Genomic DNA, 22,990 nt, shown 5'->3' with positions numbered 1-22,990 from the left:
GCCTAGCCGAACTTAAACATCGCGCGGTCAACTAACACTGTTACTAACCTTTTTCTTTCTGTTATGAACTGGCTATATCTAAGCATTGCAATTATTTCTGAAGTTATTGCGACATCGGCATTAAAGGCGACGAATGGCTTTTCGAATTTAGTCCCGTCTCTCATCGTAGTTTTTGGTTATGGTCTGGCTTTCTTTTTTTTATCACTAACGCTCAAAACTATTCCAGTGGGCATTGCCTATGCTGTTTGGTCGGGTGCCGGTATCGTGCTGGTTTCTTTGGTTGGGTGGCTAGTCTATGGTCAACGGCTGGATATTGGGGCTATTGTGGGCATGGCGCTTATCGTAGTCGGGGTTATTGTGTTGAATGTTTTTTCTAAAGCGGTGGGGCATTGACCGATAGGCTGGACACTTTTGCTGGAATTTGTCAGCCGGGTTCCGACAGAATTATCCTGATGGTCTCAAGTGTCATGAACAATGTGATTGGCTGAATTGGTGATGACACGAAGCCACGAGACAGATAAAACTGTTTGGCCGGTTCGGAAAGTGCTTGCACCAATAGCGCAAATAAGTCGGCTTCTCCTGACACACTGAGTGCCCCTCAGCATTACATCACGTAACAGCACCTGTCCAAGACTGTGGTTGTGCGACTGCGAGTCTAGCCAGCAGCAAAATGGGCAAGGGATTAGGCATATTGCGACGCATGTTGTTTACCTGAAAGTGTGCAACTATATGCAGTGTCATCAACTGTAAGCCCGTAAAACCAATCTCAATTCCGCGTTGCTAAATTGAGACAACATGGAATCGCTACTAAAACCATTTTGGAATCAGATCATGATTGAAATCCATCCCGCCCAACGCCGAGGCACTGCCAATTTTGACTGGCTGTTCTCTCGACACACATTTTCTTTTGGCCAGTATTATGATCCGCAGCAAAACGGCTTTTCTGATTTGCGGGTGATTAACGAGGATATTGTCCAATCTGGTAAAGGCTTTGGCACTCACCCGCACCGGGATATGGAAATATTTACTTATGTGATAGACGGCGCCCTGGAACATAAAGATTCTATGGGTACTGGTTCGGTGATCGAAACCGGTGATGTGCAGTTGATGAGTGCCGGCAGTGGTATTACCCATAGTGAATTTAACCATTCCGAGCAAGAGTTGGTGCATTTTCTGCAAATTTGGCTGATTCCAGATCAAAAAGGCATTCAGCCAAGTTATCAACAAAGTCACTTTAGTGCGGCAGAAAAGCAAGGGCAACTGCGTCTGGTTATTTCGCCTGATGGTAGAGACGGTTCTTTGTCTATACATCAGGATGTACAGGTATATGCTGGCTGTTTTGACGGGGATGAACAGACGCAATTAGTATTGGCCGACAAGCGTTACGTTTTTGTACACATGGTACGCGGCAGTTTGACAGTTAGCGGCACGGTGCTAAATGCCGGTGATGGCGCACGCATACGCGACGAAAATCTGATTAGTTTTGGCCAAGGCCAGAATGCTGAGGTTTTGGTGTTTGACTTGCGCCCTTTTGAACTCGCCGGCGCTTAAGTAGTTGCGTCGAATTCTGATAAATTTAAGCTGTTGTTTTAAATTGGGCTGATTCCGTGAAGATATCCGCCAAGCGCCTGACGCCTGGCCCGGCACAGTCTGGATTAGCCAGAATCAGGTAGAGCGGTGCTTCACGGATGTGGCCTTCCCGCAAGGGTAAAGGTTTTAACAGGCCAGTTTCCAATTCCTGACTGATATGTGCTTCGGGTAGCCAGGCAAAGCCATAGCCCATACACACGGCCTTTATTGAGGTTGCCACCTGGCTAACTGTCCAGCGTTGATCAACTTCTATGGTTAGGGTACGTTTATCACGCTTGGCACCGGAATCGCGAATCACCACATGGCGCTGGGCTTGTAAGTCGCGATAGCTTAATGGGCGCCCCTGATGATGCAGGGGGTGATCGGCATGGGCAACGGCCAGCAGGCGGATACGTGTTAACACATTCCCCAAAAAACCCGGCGGGAGCTGCGGCGAAATGACTAAATCAACATTGCCGCTAAGCAAGGCATCCGAGGTGCCGCCCAGCACAGACTCAATCAATTCCACCCGAGTGCCGGGACTTTCCTGACCAAAACGATCCAGACAGCTTAATAGCAGGTCAGTGGGAAATAAAATTTCAGCGGCTATGGTAATGATTGCTTCCCAGCCAGCTGAGAGCTTATGTGCGGCGCGTTCTAAATCATTGGCTTCGTTGACTAACGCGAGTGCCCGTCTATACAGCATTTGTCCCGTGGGAGTAAGTACCGCCTTACGCCCTTGAATTTCAAAGGCTTTGACATTGAGCAGTGATTCGATTTTTTGGACGGCATAACTGACAGCCGATTGGCTTTTACAGAGCTTTTCTGCTGCCTGGGCGTAGCCGCCGGCATCCACGACGGCAATTAAGGATTGCCATTGTTCCAGGGTAATATAGGGAGCCATAAAAAATCCTATCCAATAAACTGATTATTTTTAGCCAATTATTATGCTTTTTTATCTGATTAATAAGAAGTTAAATATACACACCTTCACTGACTTAAGGAACAAAGCCATGACTACTCTCTTACAACTTAATTCCAGCCTATTCTTAGCCGACGGTCAGTCCAGTCAGCTTGCCAATGAATTTGTCGCCACCTGGCACGCAGTAAATCCCAATGGCCTGATTAAGCTGCGTGATCTGGCCAAGGAACCCTTGCCACATCTGGATGCCCAACGGGTTACCGCATTTTTTACTCCGGCTGAAGCCAGAACGCCTGAACAGCAAACTTTTGTGGCTGAATCTGATGCGCTTATCGAGGAGATTAAACAAGCTGACATTATTGTGCTTGGCTTACCCATGTACAACTTTGGCATTCCTTCGACACTGAAAGCCTATTTTGACCAGATAGCGCGCGCTGGGGTAACTTTTAATTATACGGCGAATGGCCCAGTAGGGTTGCTTACCAGAAAAAAGGTTTATGTTTTTGCCACTCGCGGCGGGATTTATGCCGGTACCGCGCTGGATAGCCAAACGGCTTATGTACGTGATTTTCTGAATTTTCTGGGCATCAGCGATGTCGAGTTTGTTTATGCGGAAGGTTTGAACAAAAGCGGCGATGTCAAAGAAAAAGCCTTAGCCAGCGCCAAGCAACGTCTGGCAGAACTGGCGGATTGACTTAGGCACCAGTCATTTTACAGGAGCAGCAATGAACCATAATCATTACACCACGACTGCAATTTGCCTGCATTGGTTGATGGCCTTATTGCTGATTGGCTTATTTGCGGTGGGCATTTATATGCATGATCTAGCGCTATCTCCCTGGAAGTTGCAAATCTATGCCTGGCATAAATGGGCGGGTGTAACCGCTTTTTTGCTGGTGGTTTTACGTTTGCTATGGCGGTTTAGCCATCGTCCACCGGCGTTACCTGGCAGATCATCAGCCTTCATGCGTCGGTTGGCCCAGATTAGTCACGCTACGCTATACCTGTTAATGGTAGCCATCCCTGTGTCCGGTTGGCTGATGAGTTCGGCAAAGGGATTTCAGACGGTTTATTTTGGCATTTTGCCGATACCGGATTTGTTGAGTAAGGATAAGTCTCTGGCTGAATTGCTGGAAACCGTACATCAAAGTCTGAACTTTTTGCTGATTGGACTAGTGATGGCTCATGCAGGTGCCTCCGTTAAGCATCATTGGCTGGACAAGGATGAGGTGCTGGTGCGGATGTTGTTTCAACACAAATCTTAACCTGGGAGAGCTACTGATGAAAATCCATATGCTACCGCTGTTGCTTACCGGCCTTGCCCTAAGCCCATTAGCTGAGGCCAGCGAATTTAACCGTATCCTGACTGACCGTAGCACTGTGAGTTTTGTCTATAAGCAAATGGGAGTGCCGATGGCAGGACGTTTACAAAAGTTTGCGGCACAGCTCAGTTTTGACCCGGATCAGTTATCAACCGCTAAAGCCGTATTTGATATGGATCTAACCAGTATTGATGCGGGTAGTGACGAAGCCAATGCTGAAATCAGCAATAAGGACTGGTTCAACACGCCCACGTTTTCCCAAGCCAAATTTGTATCCACAGACATCAAGACCTTGGCTGGAAACCGTTATGAAGTGCGCGGCAAAATGACAATTAAAGGCAAAACCCAAAATGTAACGGCCAATTTTACCTGTACCACGCAACACAATACCGCTGTTTTTGACGGTAGGTTCACGCTGAATCGGGCCGACTTTGCTATTGGCGAGGGAGCCTGGGCCGACTTTGACGTTATTGCCAACGAAGTTTTAATTCAGTTTCATTTTCTGGCTTAGGCTGGAAAATAACGTTTTATTTTGTACCTATTCACTGCAAAGAATACGCCCTTATTGAAGTCGTGCAATCAAGGGATTCATAGCCTACATCCTCGATTCCGCGTTGCTGCATCGAGGCTACCCTGAGTTTTACCTGTTTTTGCTAACCCAACCCTAATCTTAGGAGATTTACCATGAAACGTATGACATTTTTAGCTTTAATTGCCACATTTTCAGGCACTACTCTGGCTGCTCCAGACACCTATGTGATTGATAACAGCCATACTTTACCGCGTTTTTCTTACAGCCATTTTGGTTACTCTAATCAGGAGAGCCGCTTTGACAAAACCTCCGGCAAAATTGTACTGGATCGCCAGGCGAAAACCGGTGCTGTTGAAGTCAGCGTTGATACCACCTCGGTGGATACTGGCTCCACTTTATTTAACGAACACATTCAAGGTGAAGATTTTCTGGATACCGCCAAGTATCCCACCATGACTTTCTCTTCGAGCAAGCTGAAATTCGAAGGTGAAAAATTGGTGGCAGTTGAAGGTACGCTGACGTTGAAAGGTGTCAGCAAACCAGTGGAACTGACCGTGACATCTTTCCATTGTATGCCGCACCCTATGCTTAAAAAAGATGCCTGCGGCGCTAATGCAACGACTGTTGTGAAACGTACCGATTTTAATATGGGCAAATATGCGCCGCATGTGGGTGATGAAGTAACAATTACCATTCCAGTTGAAGCCGTTAAAGAATAAGTTGTAACTGAGTCTACGGCAACAGGCAGGTTTGTTGCCGTCTGCAAAATCAGGAGTGAGACATGAGCACACGTATACTGCAACAAATCATTCCAGCCATTGCCACATCGGATGGCGACGGCGTTAAGTTGCATCGGAGCCTTGGCCAAACCCAAACATTGAGGCTAGATCCTTTTTTAATGCTGGATGAGTTTTCGTCAAGCAATGCTGATGATTATATTGCCGGTTTTCCCGACCATCCGCATCGCGGCTTTGAGACAGTGACTTATATGCTGGACGGTCATATGCTGCATCAGGATCATCTGGGTAATCAGGGGAATTTGCAAAGTGGCGGTGCCCAGTGGATGAGTGCGGGGCGCGGTATTATTCATTCTGAAATGCCGCAGCAGGAAAGTGGCCGGATGCGTGGCTTTCAGCTTTGGGTTAATTTGCCAGCCAAGGAGAAAATGAAACCGGCCAGTTACCAGGATGTGCAGCCGGCAGAAATTCCGTTACTAAGCTTGGCTGAGGGCGGTGAAGTAAAAATTATTGCGGGTATTGCCGAGATAGATGGCCAAAGTATTAAAGGGCCGATTCAAGGTATCAGTGCCGATGTGCTTTATCTGGATGTACGACTGCCGGCAGGAGGCTTTTTTGCCCATGCGCTGATTGCAGAGCACAATGCTTTTGTTTACCCCTATGAGGGTAAGGTGATGATTGGGCCTATCACTAACAGGCGTACCCTGAAAGCTGAAAATACCGGTGTACTTGCCAGTGGCGATCGGGTGGAAATCCTGGCCGGCGACCAGGGATCCGCATTTTTATTATTGGCCGGCCGGCCATTACGCGAGCCGATTGCTCAATACGGGCCGTTTGTGATGAATACCCGGGAAGAGATAGAACAGGCTATGGCCGACTATCGTAATGGCGAGTTGGTATAAGCGCTTAGCGGCATAATATTCCACTAATTAATTGTTATGGGGAATTGCTGCACGTTGAACTAGAGGTGCACCAGCTTGACGAGCTTGCCAAAGATCGTAGGCAGCGCTTGTTCAGCAATCCAGATATCGGCGCTACCGCCATTTTCAACGCCTAACCAGCTTTCTATTCTTAATGCCATTTGCGGCGACATGGCCGCCTTGCCATTTAATACCCTTGATAACGATGCACAAGTAACGCCAAGCTGTTTTGCTGCTTCTGTGATGGTTAGCCCTAAAGTTGGTAACACTCTTCCCGTAAGGTTTCGCCCGGATAAGGCGGCTCGTAAATTTGTGACATGTTGAAGCTCCTAGTGGTAATCAAGATAATCGACCAAAACAACATCTTCACCAGCAAATTTAAAAATAATCCGCCAGTTACCATTAACGACTATCGAATAATAACCAAGCAAATTACCGGAGAGTTGATGCAGGCGCCAGCCAGGCAAATTGACGTCATTGACACTCTTGGCTATATCGAGCCTGGTTAATGTTTTAAGGCATGATCTGAATTTATACCAGCCGCTTATTTCCCGATACAGAAAGCACAGTAAGTATATAAATCAATTTCTTGTGCTATATGAGGGGTAATACAGGGGTAAATAATCAAGTTTTACAGCTTGGCTTAGGTGCGTTAATGTGGAATCGCGGCCCGCTGTACCGACAGCGATCCGGCTAGACTGGCCTGCCGTAAATCATGAAATGACGAACAACAATGGACATGTGACAATAAAAAACCCGCCTAAGCGGGTTTCTAAGAATGCTTGATTAGGCTATTGCCGTTTGATTTCCGAGATCGTAAATTGTTGTATCAAAGGGCTTAAGTCCTTTTTTTGCTTTGTTAAGCATTCTGCGTTCGTTGAGCAAGTGAAAATTCAATGCCATTTTAATTACGAATGCGAAAGGGAACAAGACTGGTGACGTAAGTCCAAGATGGGCAAGCATCACAAAATGCATTTCATTATGTAACGCAAGTATCTTTTTTTTCTGATTTAAGTTTAGGTTTTGCATGCACTTTTCGAAATGCGTGTCATATTGGTCTTGAATGTTTTTATTATGTTTTTTCTGTACCCAGATAGCTAACAGCAAATCTGTCAACGTGAGGCGATGCGCAAACCGAAGAGAGCCGTTGATTATGGTTCTAGTCAAAATGTAAGCAGGATCATCAAAGGAAATTTTGCCGTCTTCAGCGAACGCAAATAATTTGTCTCTTAAGAGAAAAAGTCGATAACGTAAAACATCTATGCGATAGTCATAGTGTAGCCAGACAAAAAAACACCAGATTGCTGCCAATAACATGTAGAAGATTATGGTATGTGTGATCATGGTTCACCTGTCTTTTGGGTGTGTTGAGCCATCACCTAGTAGTCCACTAGTGGAGCGATTCGGGTCTATCATCTTTTCGTATTTCTCTTTGTAACCAGCTAGATTTTCAATGGTATTTTTGCGTAATGTACGCTGATTGAAACCGTAACTTATTGCTGTTGCACATAAAACCGCTGATAAAGCTGCTATCCAATATGGCCAATTAGCACACGCTTCATCTGGGTTAAAAATGGCACTAGCTTTTAAATCAATTGTTGCATCTGTAGTTTTCCCGCTTAAATAGCCAATAGCTGTTGTTCCTTGTACAGCGATAAAAGCCAATGCACCCCATTTAATCGCAGGAGAGATGATTTTGCTGACATTGTCCCAAAAACAATTGGCTTTTACTCTATTTAATTCATTTTTTAAGCTGCTTAACTCTGCTTCTAACTGTTCTACCTTACTGTGTTTCGTCATGCTAAAGGCTATTTTAGTTCAATAGTAGTTCTATATTATTTATTTATTTATTGTTATTTGCGACTTGCATCATGGAAACCAGCTTAAACAGATAGTCAATAAGCACTGGTGCGCAGCAGATTACAGGTTTTCTAACTTTATTGTCACTTTCTTTATCTGTTAGTGTCAAGTTATGCAAATGGAAGATAAGCGGAGTAGTCATTATTGCATGCAAATAAAGTATACATTATTTTACACCACCAGCCACCCCCGCAAACCCGCAATCTATCGTGTAAATAAAAGTTAATTTGACATTTTATTTACACATGATAAGCTTAGTCTAAGACTTTATTTTACACTTAGCGGGGCAAGATCATGAAAGGTCAACACATTGGATACATCCGGGTAAGCTCAACTTCTCAAAACACAGAACGCCAATTGGCAGACGTGCAACTAGACCGCACCTTTATCGACAAAGCCAGCGGCAAAGACGCAAACCGGCCAGAACTCACCAACTGCCTTAACCATTTAAGAGAAGGTGACATTTTACATGTCCACAGCATCGACCGGTTAGCCAGGAACTTAAAAGACCTGCAAACCTTAATCGAAGCGTTAACCCTAAAAGGCGTAACCGTTAAATTCTACAAAGAGCATTTAACCTTTGAGGCCGCCAACACCTCACCCATGCAAACCCTTATGCTGCAAATGCTGGGCGCGTTTGCAGAATTTGAAAGAACCCTGATTAAAGAAAGACAACGGGAAGGCATAGAAGTCGCCAAAGCCCAAGGCAAAAAGCTGGGCGCACCGGCTAAACTGACAGCCGACCAGGTAGCGGCCATCAAAGCCCGAATTGAACAGGGCCAAGATAAAAGCAAAGTAGCCAAAGAATACGGGATTAGCAGACCAACTTTATACAAGCTGATTGCTGCATAACCGGCTTAATGCACAACTACACCGCTTTATTTGCTATATTTCTAATAGCTGGACGAAAGGCGAGCAGTGTCACCCTTTCGGTTAATCTCAATAGTGTCCGTCCTCGTATTGTCTCCAGCCTCAGATTGACCAATACCAAGCCACCAAACGCACAAAGGCTGCGTTAACTTGATAACACCAGGCTAACCCTGGAACAATCAAGCCAAGCGGCCTTTTTCGGCTAATCGGCAACCACGGCTAATTGATCAAATCAGCCCATGCTCAGCAAACGAAAAATAACCCCGTTTGCTGACAATAAAATGATCTAACACCCGAATATCAACCAGCGCCAAAGCCTTAACCAGCTTTTCGGTGATGTATTTGTCTTCATTACTGGGCGATAAAATACCGCTGGGGTGATTATGAGCAAAGATCAGGGCTGCTGCATTTAACTGTAAAGCCCGTTTCAGTACTTCGCGCGGATAAACAGACGCGCCATCTATCGTACCCCTGAATAGCTGTTCAGCATTAATGATACGGTGCTGGTTATCCAGGAACAGACAAACAAATACTTCATGTTCTAAATCACGGTAATGGGCTTGCAGCCAGGTGGCGGTAAAATTTGGACTGGTCAGCGCCACGCCTTGGCTGATTTGCCTATTCAACAGCACCTTGGCCGCCTTAATGATTTGCGCTTCAGTCAGGGCTGCTCTAGCACGATACCTGCCGCGTTCATCACAAACAAAATGCGGGATCTTAATTATGCTGCCTGAATCGGCTGAGTGATTGCTAACCGCTCTCATTGCACACCCCCGACGCGACTGGCGCGAATAGACTTAACCAGGGCGGCCAGTGCTTCACACTCGCTTTGTAGGCAAACCAAGGCGCTGCCGGTCAATTCATTGCGTTCAATCTCTTTGGCCGTCATACCATAGCAGAACGCCAACCCGGCAAAGGATTGATGCAGATTATTAAGAATGCTTTGATTATGCTCGATTTGAGCGGGATTATTGGTGCTGTTCATGGCAGTTACTCCGATGCTGAAATATAAACCACCACCCGTGATTCTCACGTCATGGGTGACGGGATTGCAAGGGGTGAGAATACCGCGCATCGGTGCGGCCAGCCTTGCGACTGCCCAAACAACCCCGCCATAACAGAAAGCAATTAACGCCACGCAAAATAGCGGGCATAAAAAAGCCACTGGCAAAAGTGGCGATTATTCGCCGGTGCAAACGGGTTCTCACGCCCGGCCTTGCTGCTGCAAGACGGTTTGATTGTGGCACTATGCAAGTAGGGTGTCAACAGAGAAAACCAACAATTCGCCGCCGGCTGATCAATCAAAACAAAAAAGCCTTTACCGAAGCAAAGGCTTTTAATCCGGTGGCGAGACGCAACAATCGCGATGGCCACAACGTCAGATCGGCAATAAGGATAGTTAATCCCGATAATCTTGTCAAACACACCCCGCGCCCCTATTTTCCACGCCATGAGTAGCGGGCAAAGCCCGATTGGTAACGCCTAAACCAGTGCTTTTATACTCAAAACCCGACAATTTATGCATAACCTATTGAAAAAATTTTCAAAATGTCATGATTTGTCATGTTTTGTCGGGTGTCCGGCAAGGCCAAAACAAAACCAAAACACCGGCCAGGCATCCAGCGCCCATCCATTCACAAAAATGGGTTTTCCCATTTCATTAATTTTGCCCATGACCGGCCATCTTGAGAACGCTACCTTATAAAATATTTATACCCCCCCATGTGTGAAAACTTGGGGAGTTGGGGAGATAGGCCGCTAGGCCAGTAATGACACGGCCTACAGCCTCCCCAACACTTGGGGAGCTCCCCAAATAAAATAGGCTATTTTTAGGGGAGACGGCAAAAATCCGCCTAATTCTTGAATACTGGCCTTTTGACTGCCTCCCCTAAATTTTTGGGGATTTCCCCAACTATAAAAAACTTTTGGGGAGGCTGTAAGCCTTGGTATCTATAGGCTTAAGTAGTATTTCCCCAAATTCCCCAAAAATTTATATATACCCTATAACTGTTTTTCAGCATTGAGCGGTTAAACTCACAAAAAACCGGCCTTCAAAGCGGCTGACAGCTATCCTATGGCGTAAATTTCGGGGGGTGCGGGGATTAACCAGACTCAATTAATTCAGCAGACAGCACCATCACACGAACAGAACGCCCGGCAACTGTGCGCTTAACGGCTGTACGCGGTTTTTTAGACTTGGTATCCGGTTCAGTTTTCAATATCAAGCCTTTTTCCTGCATCCGCCGCCATAAGCTAGGCTGACTTATTAGAAAGGTTTCACCTTGACCTCTGGCGAACTGTTGCACGACCTTAAAAACGCATTCCGGTTGTAGCCAGACTTCAGCTGGCCCGGCTGAACTGATTTCAGAATACCACCCAATCAAATCACCTTTAGGGCTGAGTATTTTATCCCCTGTAACATCGGTACCCGCATCACGCCAACCCCATGAAAATGGCCGCTCATTCGGTGGCCCTTGGTTTAATCTATCGGCTATATGGGCCTCACCACTACTTAACGCGGCCTGTAATAGCTTTAAGAATCGCTCGGTTTCGTCTTGTTCGGTCTGGTACTCTGTTTGCTCGGTAAAGGCCTGTTTTAAGCTGGTTTCAATCGCCAGTAACAGGCTATTGCTTTGCACTGATGTTACCGCTTCAACATCCGTTAAGAACTCCAGAAAAGTATCAATCCCGGCCATCAGGTTGGCATAAATTTCAGGGGCGCGTGGGTGACTGGCAGCAAAGCCTTCACGAATAGCCAGGCTGCGTAACTGCTGTATCATTTCCGGGAAACTGCGCTTTAGATCATCCAGGCGCGGCGCTAACCATTGCAGATAGGCAGACATTAGACCTGTAAATTGTTCTAACGCTGCAGCCCGCTGTAATTCGGATAAAACCGCGTTATCAACATCCATTCGGTTTAATTCAAGAATCAGCAAGCGGCCAAGCAAGGATTGACCACGCGGTAAGTCTTCCGCTGTAATCAGCATCATAGAACGATTAAAAGGCGCGGCCTTGGCCTGCATATTAGAATCCCGCCGCCCACGCCCGGCCTGATTGCCAGTGTTTCTAATCAACCGTTCCGCCATAGCGTGCAGTTTGGCCGCTTCGGCTTGGCTGACACTGGGCTTAAAATCGTCTACCGTAAAAACGCCATCTTTGGCTTGATGAGCTTTCATTTCACAATCGTTGACGGAATCCGACCAGTTACCGGGAAAACCCCGGTTAGCATCAAAATTGCCAAAAAAGGCTTGGACAATGGCGGCCAGCGCCGATTTGCGCGAACCGGTTAAACCATGCAGCCAGATAGCAAAAGCAGTGGGGTGGCATTCACCCAACGGGGCACGAACCGCAGCGGCCAGCAATGCCGCGCCTATATGTGGTTTTGTCGGGCAGACTTTCAACAACATTAAGGCATTATTCACTGCTTGTTTAAGTCCATCACCAGCCAAAGGCGCGGGTAACTGGTAATTGCCCATCTGGCCCCGGCCAAGATCAACGGTAAAGCCATCCGTCAGACCGGTGGCGGATATAGCCCCCGTACCAGTCAAATACAGCCAGTGTTCGTCTATTTCTTTCCAGCCGCCGTGCTTATAAACGGTGGTTACTGGAATATCACCATCAAGCCTAGAATACATTTGAATACATACCCTGATATTGTCCATTTTTTGAGAACCCGCCAATACCAGTGCCTTCATTCCCCAGGCGTCCGTAATCCAGGTGGTTTGCCTGGAAGAGAAGCTTTTAGTCGATACTTCAACGCGTCTTAACAGTTGACCATTTTCACGCACCCCCTCAATAATCAAGATGCTTTCTTCACTTAAACCATCATCAGTCAGTCTTTCTTCAATCACTTTACATGAAAAATCACAAAGTTTAATTTTTTCAAAACCGCCATCATTCTTTGATTTCAAATGATAAAAACAATTATCAATGATTTGATAATTGCCAAATTGTCGCCCTTCATTCTTGCTTTTCCCGCCCCCCTGGCCACTACCACCTCCAACATTACCGGCTTTTTTGGTCGGTGGTTTATTGGCGGAATCAATCAATTTCAATACAGGCTTAGTGTCCTTATCCGACATGGCCCACCTCGCGTAAATACAGCGCATAGTCGTTAAAATCCCCCACAATCGGGGGAACGGCCACACTGCCGCCAACGTCAGCCGCCGCTTCGGTGGCTTTGGTCAGGCCAGGATTACCGGCTGATTGATCATTATCAGCACAAAACACAATCTCAGCCGCCGGTAACTTAGCCCGCACAATCCGCCCCACGGCCATCAGGTTATTGGCCGTAAACGCCAGGTAAACCCGATAACCGCTTTCTTCATGCAAAGTGGCCCCGGTAGCGTAGCCTTCACAAATCAGCACCTTGTCAGTTTTTGCCCCCAGCCACCAAAACAAGCCAGCTAGACCTCCACTAGGCAAAAAGTCTTTATCACGATCTAAAACCGGGTGCTTATCCGGAAAAATCGCCTGCAAACTACTCAGCGTACCTGTTTCGCAAAACATCGGTACCAACAAACAACCCTCAATTAATAACGTGTTATGCCTGCCGTCATCGGTTTTAATCACCCGCTTCCAGCAGCCCAACCGCAAACCATAAGGCTTAACTTGCTTACGCGCCAGGTAAGGATGATCAACTGGCGCGGGAGCAGCCGCCGACCAGATGGCTTGCGCCCGCCGACTAGCCTTTTCCAACTGCTCTAACTGTTCCGCCGTCCGCCGGCGCTGTTCCGCTTTAATACGCGCCCGCTCGGCGGCTTGTACCGGGGTAGATTTATCAATTGTGTTATTAACGAAAAAGCTCTGTTTCTGGCCGCTTTTGTGATTCCAAACGATACCGCCTTGCCGATCAGGAAAAACCTTAATCCGGCCATCGTTACGGCCCCGGTGATCGTCCACCAAATCAGCCACATGAAAACGGCCATCACTAGGCACAGCCTTATATTCAACGCCAATGGCCAGGCAGGCCACCCGGCAAGCGTCATCAATGCTTTGCCGGGTCATAATTCACCCCTACTAAGATTTTTCAAGGTATCAGGCGATAAAAACTTATTAATATCAGACTGGATGTCTTGAATAATTGGTAACAAAACATCCCAATCATCAATTTCTAATTGATTCAATGTTCCAAACCGCCCCATGATCTGCTTATGTTGGTTAACAAAACAAGAAGCCCTGATGCTATCAACCCTAATAATAAGGTCGTCTGCAAATTGGTTAATGACTTCCTGTTCTTTGCTATGCGGCCAATTGCGAAGACTCATAATATTGACCAAAACACCATTAATAATTGGTAACAATGACTCCCATTGCTCGCGACCATATTCGTTTACACTGATACAACCAATTATTTGATTAACCTTACTAATTTTTGCAGATAACGCCGTTAACAGATCAAACTCTTTCAATTTTCGGCGAGCTATTAATGAATTGCTGCTTAACTTCCGAAAATTCCCAGGCTTGTAGTTATGAATAGATTTATATTTAAATCGCCAGCCGTTAGTAACGAGTTCATCAATTAATAAATCATCAATTTCTAACCATCCACCATCAAGGAATTTAGCTAATAATTCACGTTGTGCCGAACTTGTAATTTTGCGCCGCATTACACACCCCTGCTAATATCGTGTAACAGCTTTATATCCATCCTTTTTAAGCGTACCTTGCGATCAGTCAAAACATAATTCCACCAACACGCCAAGTTACTAAAAACAGTTTTAGAAGAATACACCCGACCATTCGGCGCAATACAAACATAGCTGCTTTCAAAAACGCCAATAGGGGTAATTGGCTTAATCTCAGTTTCGTGGACTTGCCAACCGACTATGTGATATTTTTTCAAAGTCATAATGTCCGACCTCTTAAAACTATCAAGCTCTTTCTGGCTAACTTTTAAGGCGTACCAACCTTCACGTGCAGATGTAATTCTCATTACACACCGCCCGCGACATGATTAGCCGCTTCCTTATTGATTTCATCGATTGATTTAATACGACGCTGAAGCAACCATCTTTCCAACTCAGCCCGATCAAAATACAACATCTTGCCGCGTGGTTTATAGTGGGGGATTTCTTGGGTAGAAGTTAGCTTGTAAAGATAACTAACAGCCAACCCTGTAAAGGCTGCTGCTTCATCAATATTTAAAGCATTTTTATTGCTGAGAACAGCCGTTATAAGTACATCCAGACGGCTTAATATGTCATCAAGCGTAATAGGTTTCTTTATTTCTGCCATTTTTTTACTACCTTGCTATTGTTAGCGGTTGTTAAAGCTGGCAGGAATATTAATCACATAAAACTGATTTGTGTAGGTGTAACTGTTCCAGGGGATGGGGTTGTTGGGAGGTGGTTAGGTTATAAATAAACAATTAATTTCAAATAGTTAGCAGGTGGTTATGTTATTTTTGATAGCTATGTTAATTTTTTAAGGTGTGGAAGGTGCGCCGCCGGCTTTATCTGGATTCAGCATAGTAGCAATACGGTTTTTCGCTTCATCTGATAATATGTCTAATGATTTAGGATAAGAATCTTCTAACCATCGTTCAATTAACTTTTTTCTACTACCTTGGTTTGGTCTATCTGGATTGCACTTTAAAACAGCCTCCCATGCATCAATAGCGATCTTCAATTCTTTACTATGCATAGGGTGACTTGTATCAAGATATGATGGCGTAACAACCCTATTATTATGTATTGGTATATCTAAATTATCCCTCAAAAAATTCTTAACTCCCAAGGCGTCAATTATTTCTATCGCATATTCCTTATTAACAGAATAATCGAGCTTTTCCTTATATCTGTTAAAACTATCATCAGCCTCATATATTCTAAAGTTTGGTGTATAAGGAAACGGATTTTCTTTTTCAAGCTTTTTTTTATTTAAAAAATTAAGTATATCCGAATACATTCTATTTAATAAATGCGTAGAATTCGTGCAAGCATGATTTTTGTTTTCTGGCTCTAAATCGCAAGCTAAATATGTTAACTCAAGATAGGTATAAGTCTCCCGATTTTTCCAAATAGGATTAATTGCCATTCAACACCCCTTCAAAGTGCCAGCCCTCAAAATAGAAACCAAGCCAGCCGGCTGAAGGTATCCGGCTTTCACCCCGTCGGGCTAGACTTGGTTAAACTGATTTATAAGCCTATGTCCGGTATCCGATGCATAGCTTCTTTTCTAACGCTGTCGATAATATCCGCGTAGATTTGCGTAGTTTTTACCTCACTATGCCCCAACAATTTAGATACAGTGTAAATATCCACGCCATTACTAAGCAGGCTTACCGCGAACGTATGCCGTCCGGTGTGAAAGGTAACGTGTTTGCTTATCCCTGCCGCCATAGCCCAACGTAATAATTCAACATTCATGTAGTCAGAATATTTCAAGCCCTGAAAAGCCCGGCCTTCCTTTTCCGGTTCGCCCAGTAAATTGTAAGCCTGCTGAGTAATATCTAAATATTGCAAGTTCCTGGTTTTTTTATGATTAAAGGTTATCCGGTACACCCCATCAAATTGGCTAACTTCATCCCATTCCAGTTTATTTATATCGCTCCAGCGTAAACCGGTCAGGCAGGAAAATAGAAAGGCCCGTTTCAGCACATCATACCGACAATCAGTTTTAACCAGGTTCCGCACCTCTTCAATAGTCAGGTAGACCCGTTCTGCCTGTTCGGCCTTAATACCTTTAACTTGCGCCAATGGGTTACGGGTAATCATGCCTTTTGCATAGGCCGCATTGATAACAGCCCTAACCTTATTGAAATAAGATGAAGCGCTGCCTTTGCTAATCAGATTACCGCTTTTGGTTTTGGCTTGAGTATCAAAGAACTTCCGCACCCCTTCCAACCATTCCGGAGTGACTTGTTCAAACGTGAGGCTTTCATCTGGGTGATGACGCTTTAATTGAATAAGGCAACACTGCCACACGCTGTAATTGCTACTGCTTTCATTGGTTTTTTTGGTTTCCATAATCTGATTATAAAAACTAAAAAAACTAGCTTTTAACTTGGTTTCATTGGTAAAACCATACTGACCACTGGCCGCCTCTGTAATCCTCTTAGCTTTGATAGCTTCGACCAGTTGCAAGGTTTCTTTATTGTGCAGCTTTTCAACCTTGCTTTTAGGGTTGACGTATAAAAATTGGTCTAATTGTTCACGCTTTCTATCGTGTACCAGCTTACCATCTTTAAGGTGGCTACCGTACCAGTACACAAGCCGAATGCTTTGCTTGTCGCCCTCGGAGTTGATGCGTTTTTCGATGGTCACTTTCACGAATTTTACCCCTTTTTACCCCTTGAAATGCTTAAGGGGTAATATAGGGGTAAAAAATGGTAAAGTAAAGTCAAAAATCAGAAAACAAAAAGGGTTAAATTTCTTTAACCCTTTGTATTATTTGCCTTTGATTGCCGGTTTCTTTCCCTTGTTTTACCACTTTACTTTCCGATACAAAAACTGCCAAAAATCTCACCTAACAGGTCATCGGCGCTGAATTCACCGGTGATTTCGGCGAGACTGAGCTGGGCCTGACGGAGATCTTCGGCGACCAGTTCCGGGGCGTGGCTGTCCAGTTGGGCAGCGGCGCTTTGCAGGACGGCGGCGGCCTGATCAAGCGCCTGAATATGGCGGCGGCGGGCGGTGAATACGCTGTCGCTGGTTTCGGTATAACCCGCGCTGTGTTTGAGATGCTGTTTTAATAAATCCATGCCGATGCCGGTTTTGACGGACAGGTAGATTTCCCAACCCTGGGGTGTTTGGCTGATTCTGGCGGTTTCGCCCAGCAAATCGATTTTGTTGAAGATTTTGGTGAGATGGATATCGGCTGGAATGCTGTCGAGTATGGCGGCGGTTTCCGGTCGGGTGCTGTCTATCAGCACCAGCACCTGATCGGCTTTACGGATTTCTTGATGGGCGCGGCGGATGCCTTCCTGTTCGACCGGGTTTTCGCTTTCGCGCAGTCCGGCGGTGTCAATGATGTGGAGCGGCATGCCATCCAGTTGGATGCGTTCGCGCAGTACATCACGGGTGGTGCCGGCAATATCGGTGACAATGGCGGCTTCGTGGCCGGCCAAGGCGTTGAGCAGACTGGATTTGCCTGCATTGGGCTCACCGGCCAGCACCACATTCATGCCGTCGTGCAGTAAGCGGCCTTGCCGGGCGGTGGCGTAAATGGCCAGCACTCTTTGATGCAGACCGGCTATTTTGGCGGCGACGAGACCATCGTGAAGAAAGTCGATTTCTTCATCAACAAAGTCGATGGCGGCTTCGATATACACGCGCAGTTCGATTAATTCATCGACCAGTTCGTTAATTTTTGCGGAAAATTCGCCCTGCATGGAGCGTTGTGCGGAGCGTACCGCTTGCTCGGTGCTGCTGCTGATTAGATCGGCTATGGCTTCGGCCTGGGCTAAATCCAGTTTGTTGTTAAGAAAGGCGCGCTGGCTGAATTCGCCGGGTTGGGCCAGACGTGCTCCCAAGGCCAAAACCCGGCGTAACAGCATGTCTAACACGACTCTGCCGCCGTGGCCGTGCAATTCCAGGCTGTCTTCGCCGGTAAATGAGGCGGGGCCGGGAAAGTAAAGCATTAAGCCGCTATCAAGACTGCTGCCGTCTGCCTCCAGAAACTGCACAAAATAGGCGTAGCGGGGTTTTGGGATTTTACGGCTAAGTTGTTTGGCAATAGGCCCGGCTGCCGGGCCTGAGATACGGATGATGCCGACACCGCCGTTACCCGGCGGTGTGGCGATAGCGGCTATGGTGTCGCCACTAGTGAGCATGGCTTAATGAGCGTGGTTGTCTGCTTCCAGGATGTGTTTGGTGATGTACCACTGCTGGATGATGGACAGACTGTTGTTGCAAATCCAGTACAGTACCAATCCTGAGGGGAAAAACAGGAAGAACACGGTGAAAATGATAGGGAACATTTTCATGACTTTGGCTTGCAGCGGATCAATAGGGGCCGGATTCAGACTTTGCTGAATTTTCATGGTGATGCCATACACAATCGGCAACAGATAGAACGGGTCTTGGGCGGACAAATCCTGAATCCACAGGGCAAAATCAGCCTGACGCAATTCTACGGTTTCGATTAATACCCAGTACAGGGAAATAAACACCGGAATCTGTACCATGATGGGCAAGCAGCCACCCAGTGGGTTAACTTTTTCGCGCTTGTACATGGACATCATTTCGGTGTTGAATTTCTGTCTGTCATCGGCATAGCGTTCTTGCAGTTCTTTCAGGCGCGGCTGTATTTTGCGCATTTTAGCCATAGACTGGTAGCTGGCTTTGGAAAGTTTGAAGAACAGTAATTTGATGAAGAAGGTCACACCCAGGATGGCCAGTCCCCAATTGTTGATATAGCTGTGCAATTGGTTCAACAACCAATAAATTGGTTTGGCAATGATGGTTAACCAGCTGTAGTCGACGGTCAATTCCAGGCCTGGTGCGGTGGCTTCCAGAACCGGCTGGATTTTTGGGCCGGCAAACAGTTCGGCACGAAATACGCCTTCGCTATTGGGCTGAACGGTGGTATCCGGTGAATATGAGCCTATTACATAACGAAAATCGTTAAGTGCTTTAGTATAAAAATGATTTTCCTGGTCAACAGGCGGTATCCAGGCGCTGGCGAAATAATGCTGGATCATGCCGCTCCAACCACCTGCAGCTGTAATGTTGACGTTATCACCCATATCGGCATATTTGACTTTTTTGAATTTGTCTTTGTCGGTATAGATTACGCCGCCGGAATAGGTTCTGATGAAGTTGTTGCCGCTTTTATCGCTATGCTCTATTCTCAACAGTTGATCGTACTGTCTGCCTGACCAGGGTTTGGCTGACTGGTTGACGATTTTTTGTTCCAGGCCAATTGCATAACTACCGCGTTTAAGGGTAAAGGTTTTGGTTACCTTGAGGCCTTGTTGATCTGTCCAGGTCAGGGGAATACTGATTTGATCCTGACCTTCGGCTAATACATATTCTGTTTTTTCTGCATTAAATTGAGCGTGATGATCCGGCGCTACAGCAGAGCTTTCGCTGGCAACCAGACCGCTTTGAGCTAAAAACAGGTTTTCCGGGCTATTGTCGAACAGGCGAATCGGGGAAAGGTTCTTCACCGGTGCTGCCAAACCGATCAGGGCATAGGCTTTGTTGACGATGGTGTTTTCTTTTTCGTGCGGGTATTTCAACAAATCCAGATTGCGTAATGTGCCGCCATTGGTGTCGATTTCCAACGCAAATACGTCAGTTTTGACGCTGATGATTTTGTCCTGGCTATGTGCGGCCGGCACTGGCACGTTGCTGTTTTGTTGACCGGTAAGCGACTGGGCTTGATTTGGGCTTGCCGTTGTAGACTCGGTACTGCTAACGACTGGGGTGTCGGAGATAATAGCTTGCGGTTTTGGGCCATAATCAATTTGCCATGACTCCCAAAGCATATAGGAGATCATCAACATCGCCATGACAAGTACAAATCTAATGTTATCCATTGTTATTTACTCAATTTTTCTGGAACAGGGTCAATGCCGCCCTCGTGAAAAGGGTGGCATTTCAATAATCGGCGAATAGTGAGATAGGAGCCATTGGCGGCACCATGTAACTGGATAGCCTCCAAGCCATAACTTGAACAACTGGGATAAAATCGGCACGTTGGTCCCAGTAAAGGACTTATGAAGTATTTGTATGCCTTAATTAGAGCTATCAGCAGGATACGCATCGTTCAACCAATTTAAGCCAATGCTTTTCCAATGACTTTCTCAATACCAACAAGGGTGCGCTTGCAGCATCTCCTCGCGCCAATACAACTATATCTATGCCGACGATATGCTGCCGTTGCAATCTAAAGCTTTCTCTGGCAGTTCTTTTTATGCGATTCCTTGCGACTGCTTTTTTTATTGTTTTTTTTGCTATCGCCAGCCCTAACCGAGAGTACGACAAATCGTTCCGGATTGCTAAAACCGTGAAATATTTGTCTGTAGACTTTACAGGATTGGTAAATACATTTTTAAAATCAGCGGGTGTCCCTAGTCGAAACTGAACCGGAAAGCCGTAATCTTCCGCCGACAATTAAACTGTCAAGGAAGCGCGGCCTTTGGCTCTGCGCGCGTTGATAACTCTGCGGCCACCTACTGTTGCCATTCTGGCACGAAAACCGTGGGTTCTGGCGCGTTTAAGTTTGCTTGGTTGGTATGTTCTTTTCATTTGTAGAAAACCTGTTTAAGAAACGAATAAAAAAGACTGGGAATAATACGTTATGCTGAGCCGTTCTGTCAATTTGATGTCGTTATCGGCAACCAGCATCGCCATTCCACAGCGGATTAAAAGCATAGTCTACCAGACAAATATGTCTTTTTAGTGGTTCTCTAAATTAGAGCAATGTGAATGGGGCTATTGACACTGTCGATTATTATTCATACGATGGGTGGCTGAATAATGTAAAACTGAACGCTGCCGAAATTTCCAAAACTCCCATGATAGCTAATGATTTAACGACAGCTTCGGCAATCATCGATTTTGACTCCATTAAAAACTTAACTGCAACGGAAGCTCTAGCCGTTGATCAGTTGATTCTTGACGAACTTAGTTCGGATGTAGTGCTGATCAACCAGATCGGCCACTATATTATCGGGAATGGCGGCAAGAGATTACGACCCATGTTGCTGCTGCTGGCAGCCAAAGCACTAGGTCAGGTTGAGGATCATCACCTGATTATGGCGGCTGTGATTGAGTTCATTCACACCGCGACTTTGTTGCATGATGACGTGGTCGACGAATCGGTGTTACGCCGAGGCAAAGAATCTGCCAACGCCGTATGGGGCAATGCCGCCAGCGTTTTGGTTGGGGATTACCTATACTCCAGCGCCTTCGAGATGATGGTACGCACCAACAAAATGCGGGTAATGGAGATATTGTCCAAAACCACTACCGCCATCGCAGAAGGCGAGGTTTTGCAGTTGCTGAACTGCAATAATCCCGATACTACCGAAGCCAAATATTTGGAAGTGATTGCCCGTAAAACGGCTATTTTATTCAGTACCGCTACCCGACTGGCTGCGGTGATTTCCGGCACCGATACGGTTGTTGAAGAGGCTTTGGCGATTTATGGCCAACAATTAGGCGTGGCTTTTCAGCTGATTGATGATGCACTGGACTACAAGGCCAGTACGGAAGAGCTGGGTAAAAATCTGGGCGACGACTTGGCTGAAGGCAAACCCACCCTGCCCTTGATTTACGCCATACAGCACGGCACTGAGCAACAGGCGCAAATTGTGATTGATGCTATCCGGCATGGCTCCCGCGCAGCCTTTAATGAGGTGTATGCTGTGGTGAAAGCAACCCAGGCGATTGAATATACTGAAAAATGCGCAGAACAGGCAGCGGCAAAAGCGATTGAGTCGCTACAGGTATTGCCTGACTCGGACTATAAAAGTGCGCTGGAAATGCTGGCGCGTTTTTCGGTTCAGCGCGATCATTAACAAAACCTGAAAGCCTGGATAGCAGCCACCAAGCAACTTCGAGCTATTAAGGCTAGATCCAGGTTACCAATATACCGGCTATTTTGAGACGTAACTACTGTTGGCAAACAGGGACATAAACCGATTTCCGGTATTTTCCTTTTTGAGCCGACTGTTGGTCAAGGCCACTTTTACTTCATTTTGCAGTTGGGTGTCGGCATACACTTGCTGTTTACGCACTGGCGCTTGCAGCGCTTTTTGCAAATATTCTTCTGCTTCTCTTTCCCTGTCCTGTTCCAGCAAAAAATCCGCATAAAAATAATTGGCATCTATGCCATGCGGATTAATTTCCAAGCTGGTTTTCAACAATTTCTCAGCCATTTGATTGTCGCCAAACGAAACCGGCCAGGCAGGCAGCTTATAATAGAGTACGCCCAAGGTTATATAGGCGGAACCATCCAAGGCTTTGGGGTTTTCCTGAATCGCCTCTTCTAATAGCAGCCTGGCTGCTTCCAGGGCTGACAATGCGGTAATGGAGGATTGCACACTGGCATTGGTTATCATGATGGTAGCCTGCCAGATTTTAGGCTCTGCCGCTTGCGGATAGCGCTTACCCAGTTCGACAGCTTTGTCCAGCAAAGCCGGATACAGCTGTCTTTGCTGGATATCTGATTTTGCGTAATAGGCCAGCGCCCACTCACTTTCCAGCTCGGAAATTGAGCCAAGCAAGTCCGCTGCCTGCAAGCGGAGGCTATAAAGTATCAAAAAAACAACAATAGTAGCTTTATTCATACATGAAATATAGCCT

Annotated in this window: 31 protein-coding genes; 9 read left to right on the top strand and 22 right to left on the bottom strand. The window is 46.1% G+C overall.

What is annotated here, in order from left to right:
- Positions 1-63: 63 nt before the first annotated feature.
- Both KEF85_RS01615 and KEF85_RS01610 read left to right on the top strand, forming a co-directional pair.
- Positions 64-393 carry a DMT family transporter gene (locus tag KEF85_RS01615; RefSeq protein ID WP_215582946.1) on the top strand — a complete coding sequence of 110 codons (330 nt, stop codon included), beginning with the start codon at positions 64-66 and terminating at the stop codon, positions 391-393.
- Positions 394-831: 438 nt separating this feature from the next.
- A complete protein-coding gene (locus tag KEF85_RS01610) occupies positions 832-1,551 on the top strand; it encodes a pirin family protein (RefSeq protein WP_215582944.1) in 720 nt (239 codons plus the stop codon).
- 25 nt (positions 1,552-1,576) lie between these two features.
- On the opposite strand, the gene KEF85_RS01605 is transcribed toward KEF85_RS01610, so the two are convergent.
- The gene (locus tag KEF85_RS01605; protein WP_215582942.1) at positions 1,577-2,473 is read right to left on the bottom strand and encodes a LysR family transcriptional regulator; all 897 of its coding nucleotides are present in this window, start codon (positions 2,471-2,473) and stop codon (positions 1,577-1,579) included.
- 109 nt (positions 2,474-2,582) lie between these two features.
- Between KEF85_RS01605 and KEF85_RS01600 the strand changes: the two genes are divergently transcribed.
- The 5 genes from KEF85_RS01600 (at position 2,583) to KEF85_RS01580 (ending at position 5,984) form a co-directional block, all read left to right on the top strand.
- Positions 2,583-3,185 carry an FMN-dependent NADH-azoreductase gene (locus KEF85_RS01600; RefSeq protein WP_215582940.1) on the top strand — a complete coding sequence of 201 codons (603 nt, stop codon included), beginning with the start codon at positions 2,583-2,585 and terminating at the stop codon, positions 3,183-3,185.
- Between the two features lie 31 nt (positions 3,186-3,216).
- Positions 3,217-3,756, top strand: a complete 540-nt coding sequence (locus tag KEF85_RS01595; protein WP_215582939.1) for a cytochrome b — start codon at positions 3,217-3,219, stop codon at positions 3,754-3,756.
- Positions 3,757-3,772: 16 nt separating this feature from the next.
- Entirely contained in the window at positions 3,773-4,324 is a 552-nt protein-coding gene (locus KEF85_RS01590; protein ID WP_215582938.1) for a YceI family protein, read from the top strand.
- Between the two features lie 173 nt (positions 4,325-4,497).
- On the top strand, positions 4,498-5,064 hold the full coding sequence (locus KEF85_RS01585; protein WP_215582936.1) for a YceI family protein: 567 nt from the start codon (positions 4,498-4,500) through the stop codon (positions 5,062-5,064).
- A 62-nt stretch (positions 5,065-5,126) separates the two neighbouring features.
- Complete coding sequence (locus KEF85_RS01580; RefSeq protein WP_215582935.1) at positions 5,127-5,984, top strand: pirin family protein; 858 nt, start codon at positions 5,127-5,129, stop codon at positions 5,982-5,984.
- A 59-nt stretch (positions 5,985-6,043) separates the two neighbouring features.
- Here the strand turns inward: KEF85_RS01580 and KEF85_RS01575 are convergent, their stop codons facing one another.
- The 4 genes from KEF85_RS01575 to KEF85_RS01560 form a co-directional block, all read right to left on the bottom strand.
- Complete coding sequence (locus KEF85_RS01575; protein ID WP_246535012.1) at positions 6,044-6,271, bottom strand: HigA family addiction module antitoxin; 228 nt, start codon at positions 6,269-6,271, stop codon at positions 6,044-6,046.
- A 60-nt stretch (positions 6,272-6,331) separates the two neighbouring features.
- Positions 6,332-6,469, bottom strand: a complete 138-nt coding sequence (locus KEF85_RS16775; RefSeq protein WP_246535011.1) for a type II toxin-antitoxin system RelE/ParE family toxin — start codon at positions 6,467-6,469, stop codon at positions 6,332-6,334.
- 319 nt (positions 6,470-6,788) lie between these two features.
- Entirely contained in the window at positions 6,789-7,346 is a 558-nt protein-coding gene (locus tag KEF85_RS01565) for a hypothetical protein (RefSeq protein WP_215582933.1), read from the bottom strand.
- A gap of 3 nt (positions 7,347-7,349) precedes the next feature.
- Entirely contained in the window at positions 7,350-7,802 is a 453-nt protein-coding gene (locus tag KEF85_RS01560) for a hypothetical protein (RefSeq protein ID WP_215582931.1), read from the bottom strand.
- Between the two features lie 354 nt (positions 7,803-8,156).
- Between KEF85_RS01560 and KEF85_RS01555 the strand changes: the two genes are divergently transcribed.
- Positions 8,157-8,714: a recombinase family protein gene (locus tag KEF85_RS01555; protein WP_215582929.1), complete on the top strand. Its 558-nt coding sequence runs from the start codon at positions 8,157-8,159 to the stop codon at positions 8,712-8,714.
- Between the two features lie 245 nt (positions 8,715-8,959).
- Here the strand turns inward: KEF85_RS01555 and KEF85_RS01550 are convergent, their stop codons facing one another.
- The 16 genes from KEF85_RS01550 to rpmH form a co-directional block, all read right to left on the bottom strand.
- Positions 8,960-9,496 carry a JAB domain-containing protein gene (locus KEF85_RS01550; RefSeq protein ID WP_215582928.1) on the bottom strand — a complete coding sequence of 179 codons (537 nt, stop codon included), beginning with the start codon at positions 9,494-9,496 and terminating at the stop codon, positions 8,960-8,962.
- A complete protein-coding gene (locus KEF85_RS01545; protein WP_215579996.1) occupies positions 9,493-9,717 on the bottom strand; it encodes a hypothetical protein in 225 nt (74 codons plus the stop codon). Before KEF85_RS01545 ends, KEF85_RS01550 begins: the two co-directional genes overlap by 4 nt.
- A 143-nt stretch (positions 9,718-9,860) precedes the next feature.
- Positions 9,861-10,184, bottom strand: coding sequence for a hypothetical protein (locus tag KEF85_RS01540; protein ID WP_215579994.1), 324 nt, complete (start codon positions 10,182-10,184; stop codon positions 9,861-9,863).
- Between the two features lie 99 nt (positions 10,185-10,283).
- Positions 10,284-10,406, bottom strand: a complete 123-nt coding sequence (locus tag KEF85_RS16865; protein WP_281413627.1) for a hypothetical protein — start codon at positions 10,404-10,406, stop codon at positions 10,284-10,286.
- Between the two features lie 428 nt (positions 10,407-10,834).
- On the bottom strand, positions 10,835-12,814 hold the full coding sequence (locus KEF85_RS01535; RefSeq protein WP_215579992.1) for a cell wall-binding protein: 1,980 nt from the start codon (positions 12,812-12,814) through the stop codon (positions 10,835-10,837).
- Positions 12,804-13,739 carry a toprim domain-containing protein gene (locus tag KEF85_RS01530; RefSeq protein ID WP_215582925.1) on the bottom strand — a complete coding sequence of 312 codons (936 nt, stop codon included), beginning with the start codon at positions 13,737-13,739 and terminating at the stop codon, positions 12,804-12,806. The genes KEF85_RS01535 and KEF85_RS01530 overlap by 11 nt, the downstream gene beginning before the upstream one ends.
- Positions 13,736-14,341 carry a hypothetical protein gene (locus tag KEF85_RS01525; protein ID WP_215582923.1) on the bottom strand — a complete coding sequence of 202 codons (606 nt, stop codon included), beginning with the start codon at positions 14,339-14,341 and terminating at the stop codon, positions 13,736-13,738. Before KEF85_RS01525 ends, KEF85_RS01530 begins: the two co-directional genes overlap by 4 nt.
- Positions 14,341-14,667 carry a hypothetical protein gene (locus KEF85_RS01520; protein WP_215582921.1) on the bottom strand — a complete coding sequence of 109 codons (327 nt, stop codon included), beginning with the start codon at positions 14,665-14,667 and terminating at the stop codon, positions 14,341-14,343. The genes KEF85_RS01525 and KEF85_RS01520 overlap by 1 nt, the downstream gene beginning before the upstream one ends.
- Positions 14,667-14,969: a helix-turn-helix domain-containing protein gene (locus KEF85_RS01515; RefSeq protein ID WP_215582919.1), complete on the bottom strand. Its 303-nt coding sequence runs from the start codon at positions 14,967-14,969 to the stop codon at positions 14,667-14,669. Before KEF85_RS01515 ends, KEF85_RS01520 begins: the two co-directional genes overlap by 1 nt.
- Positions 14,970-15,158: 189 nt before the next feature.
- Positions 15,159-15,770, bottom strand: a complete 612-nt coding sequence (locus KEF85_RS01510) for a hypothetical protein (protein ID WP_215582917.1) — start codon at positions 15,768-15,770, stop codon at positions 15,159-15,161.
- A gap of 101 nt (positions 15,771-15,871) precedes the next feature.
- A complete protein-coding gene (locus KEF85_RS01505; RefSeq protein ID WP_215582914.1) occupies positions 15,872-17,005 on the bottom strand; it encodes a site-specific integrase in 1,134 nt (377 codons plus the stop codon).
- A gap of 161 nt (positions 17,006-17,166) precedes the next feature.
- Entirely contained in the window at positions 17,167-18,507 is a 1,341-nt protein-coding gene (gene mnmE / locus KEF85_RS01500) for a tRNA uridine-5-carboxymethylaminomethyl(34) synthesis GTPase MnmE (RefSeq protein ID WP_215582913.1), read from the bottom strand.
- 3 nt (positions 18,508-18,510) lie between these two features.
- Entirely contained in the window at positions 18,511-20,217 is a 1,707-nt protein-coding gene (yidC, locus tag KEF85_RS01495) for a membrane protein insertase YidC (protein ID WP_215582911.1), read from the bottom strand.
- Between the two features lie 2 nt (positions 20,218-20,219).
- Positions 20,220-20,444 (bottom strand): membrane protein insertion efficiency factor YidD, encoded by a 225-nt coding sequence (yidD, locus tag KEF85_RS01490; protein ID WP_215582910.1) that lies wholly within the window; start codon positions 20,442-20,444, stop codon positions 20,220-20,222.
- The gene (rnpA, locus tag KEF85_RS01485) at positions 20,429-20,794 is read right to left on the bottom strand and encodes a ribonuclease P protein component (protein WP_215582908.1); all 366 of its coding nucleotides are present in this window, start codon (positions 20,792-20,794) and stop codon (positions 20,429-20,431) included. Before rnpA ends, yidD begins: the two co-directional genes overlap by 16 nt.
- Positions 20,795-20,929, bottom strand: coding sequence for a 50S ribosomal protein L34 (gene rpmH / locus KEF85_RS01480; RefSeq protein ID WP_013820710.1), 135 nt, complete (start codon positions 20,927-20,929; stop codon positions 20,795-20,797).
- A gap of 269 nt (positions 20,930-21,198) precedes the next feature.
- Here rpmH and KEF85_RS01475 point away from each other — a divergent pair, with 269 nt between their 5' ends.
- Positions 21,199-22,203, top strand: coding sequence for a polyprenyl synthetase family protein (locus tag KEF85_RS01475; protein WP_215584933.1), 1,005 nt, complete (start codon positions 21,199-21,201; stop codon positions 22,201-22,203).
- Positions 22,204-22,281: 78 nt separating this feature from the next.
- On the opposite strand, the gene KEF85_RS01470 is transcribed toward KEF85_RS01475, so the two are convergent.
- A complete protein-coding gene (locus KEF85_RS01470) occupies positions 22,282-22,974 on the bottom strand; it encodes a tetratricopeptide repeat protein (protein ID WP_215582904.1) in 693 nt (230 codons plus the stop codon).
- Positions 22,975-22,990: the final 16 nt, after the last annotated feature.

The organism is Methylomonas paludis, assembly GCF_018734325.1.
Lineage (GTDB): Bacteria > Pseudomonadota > Gammaproteobacteria > Methylococcales > Methylomonadaceae > Methylomonas > Methylomonas paludis.
The sequence above is the reverse complement of the archived record's forward strand: the minus strand, read 5'-3'. Positions and strand labels throughout refer to the sequence as shown.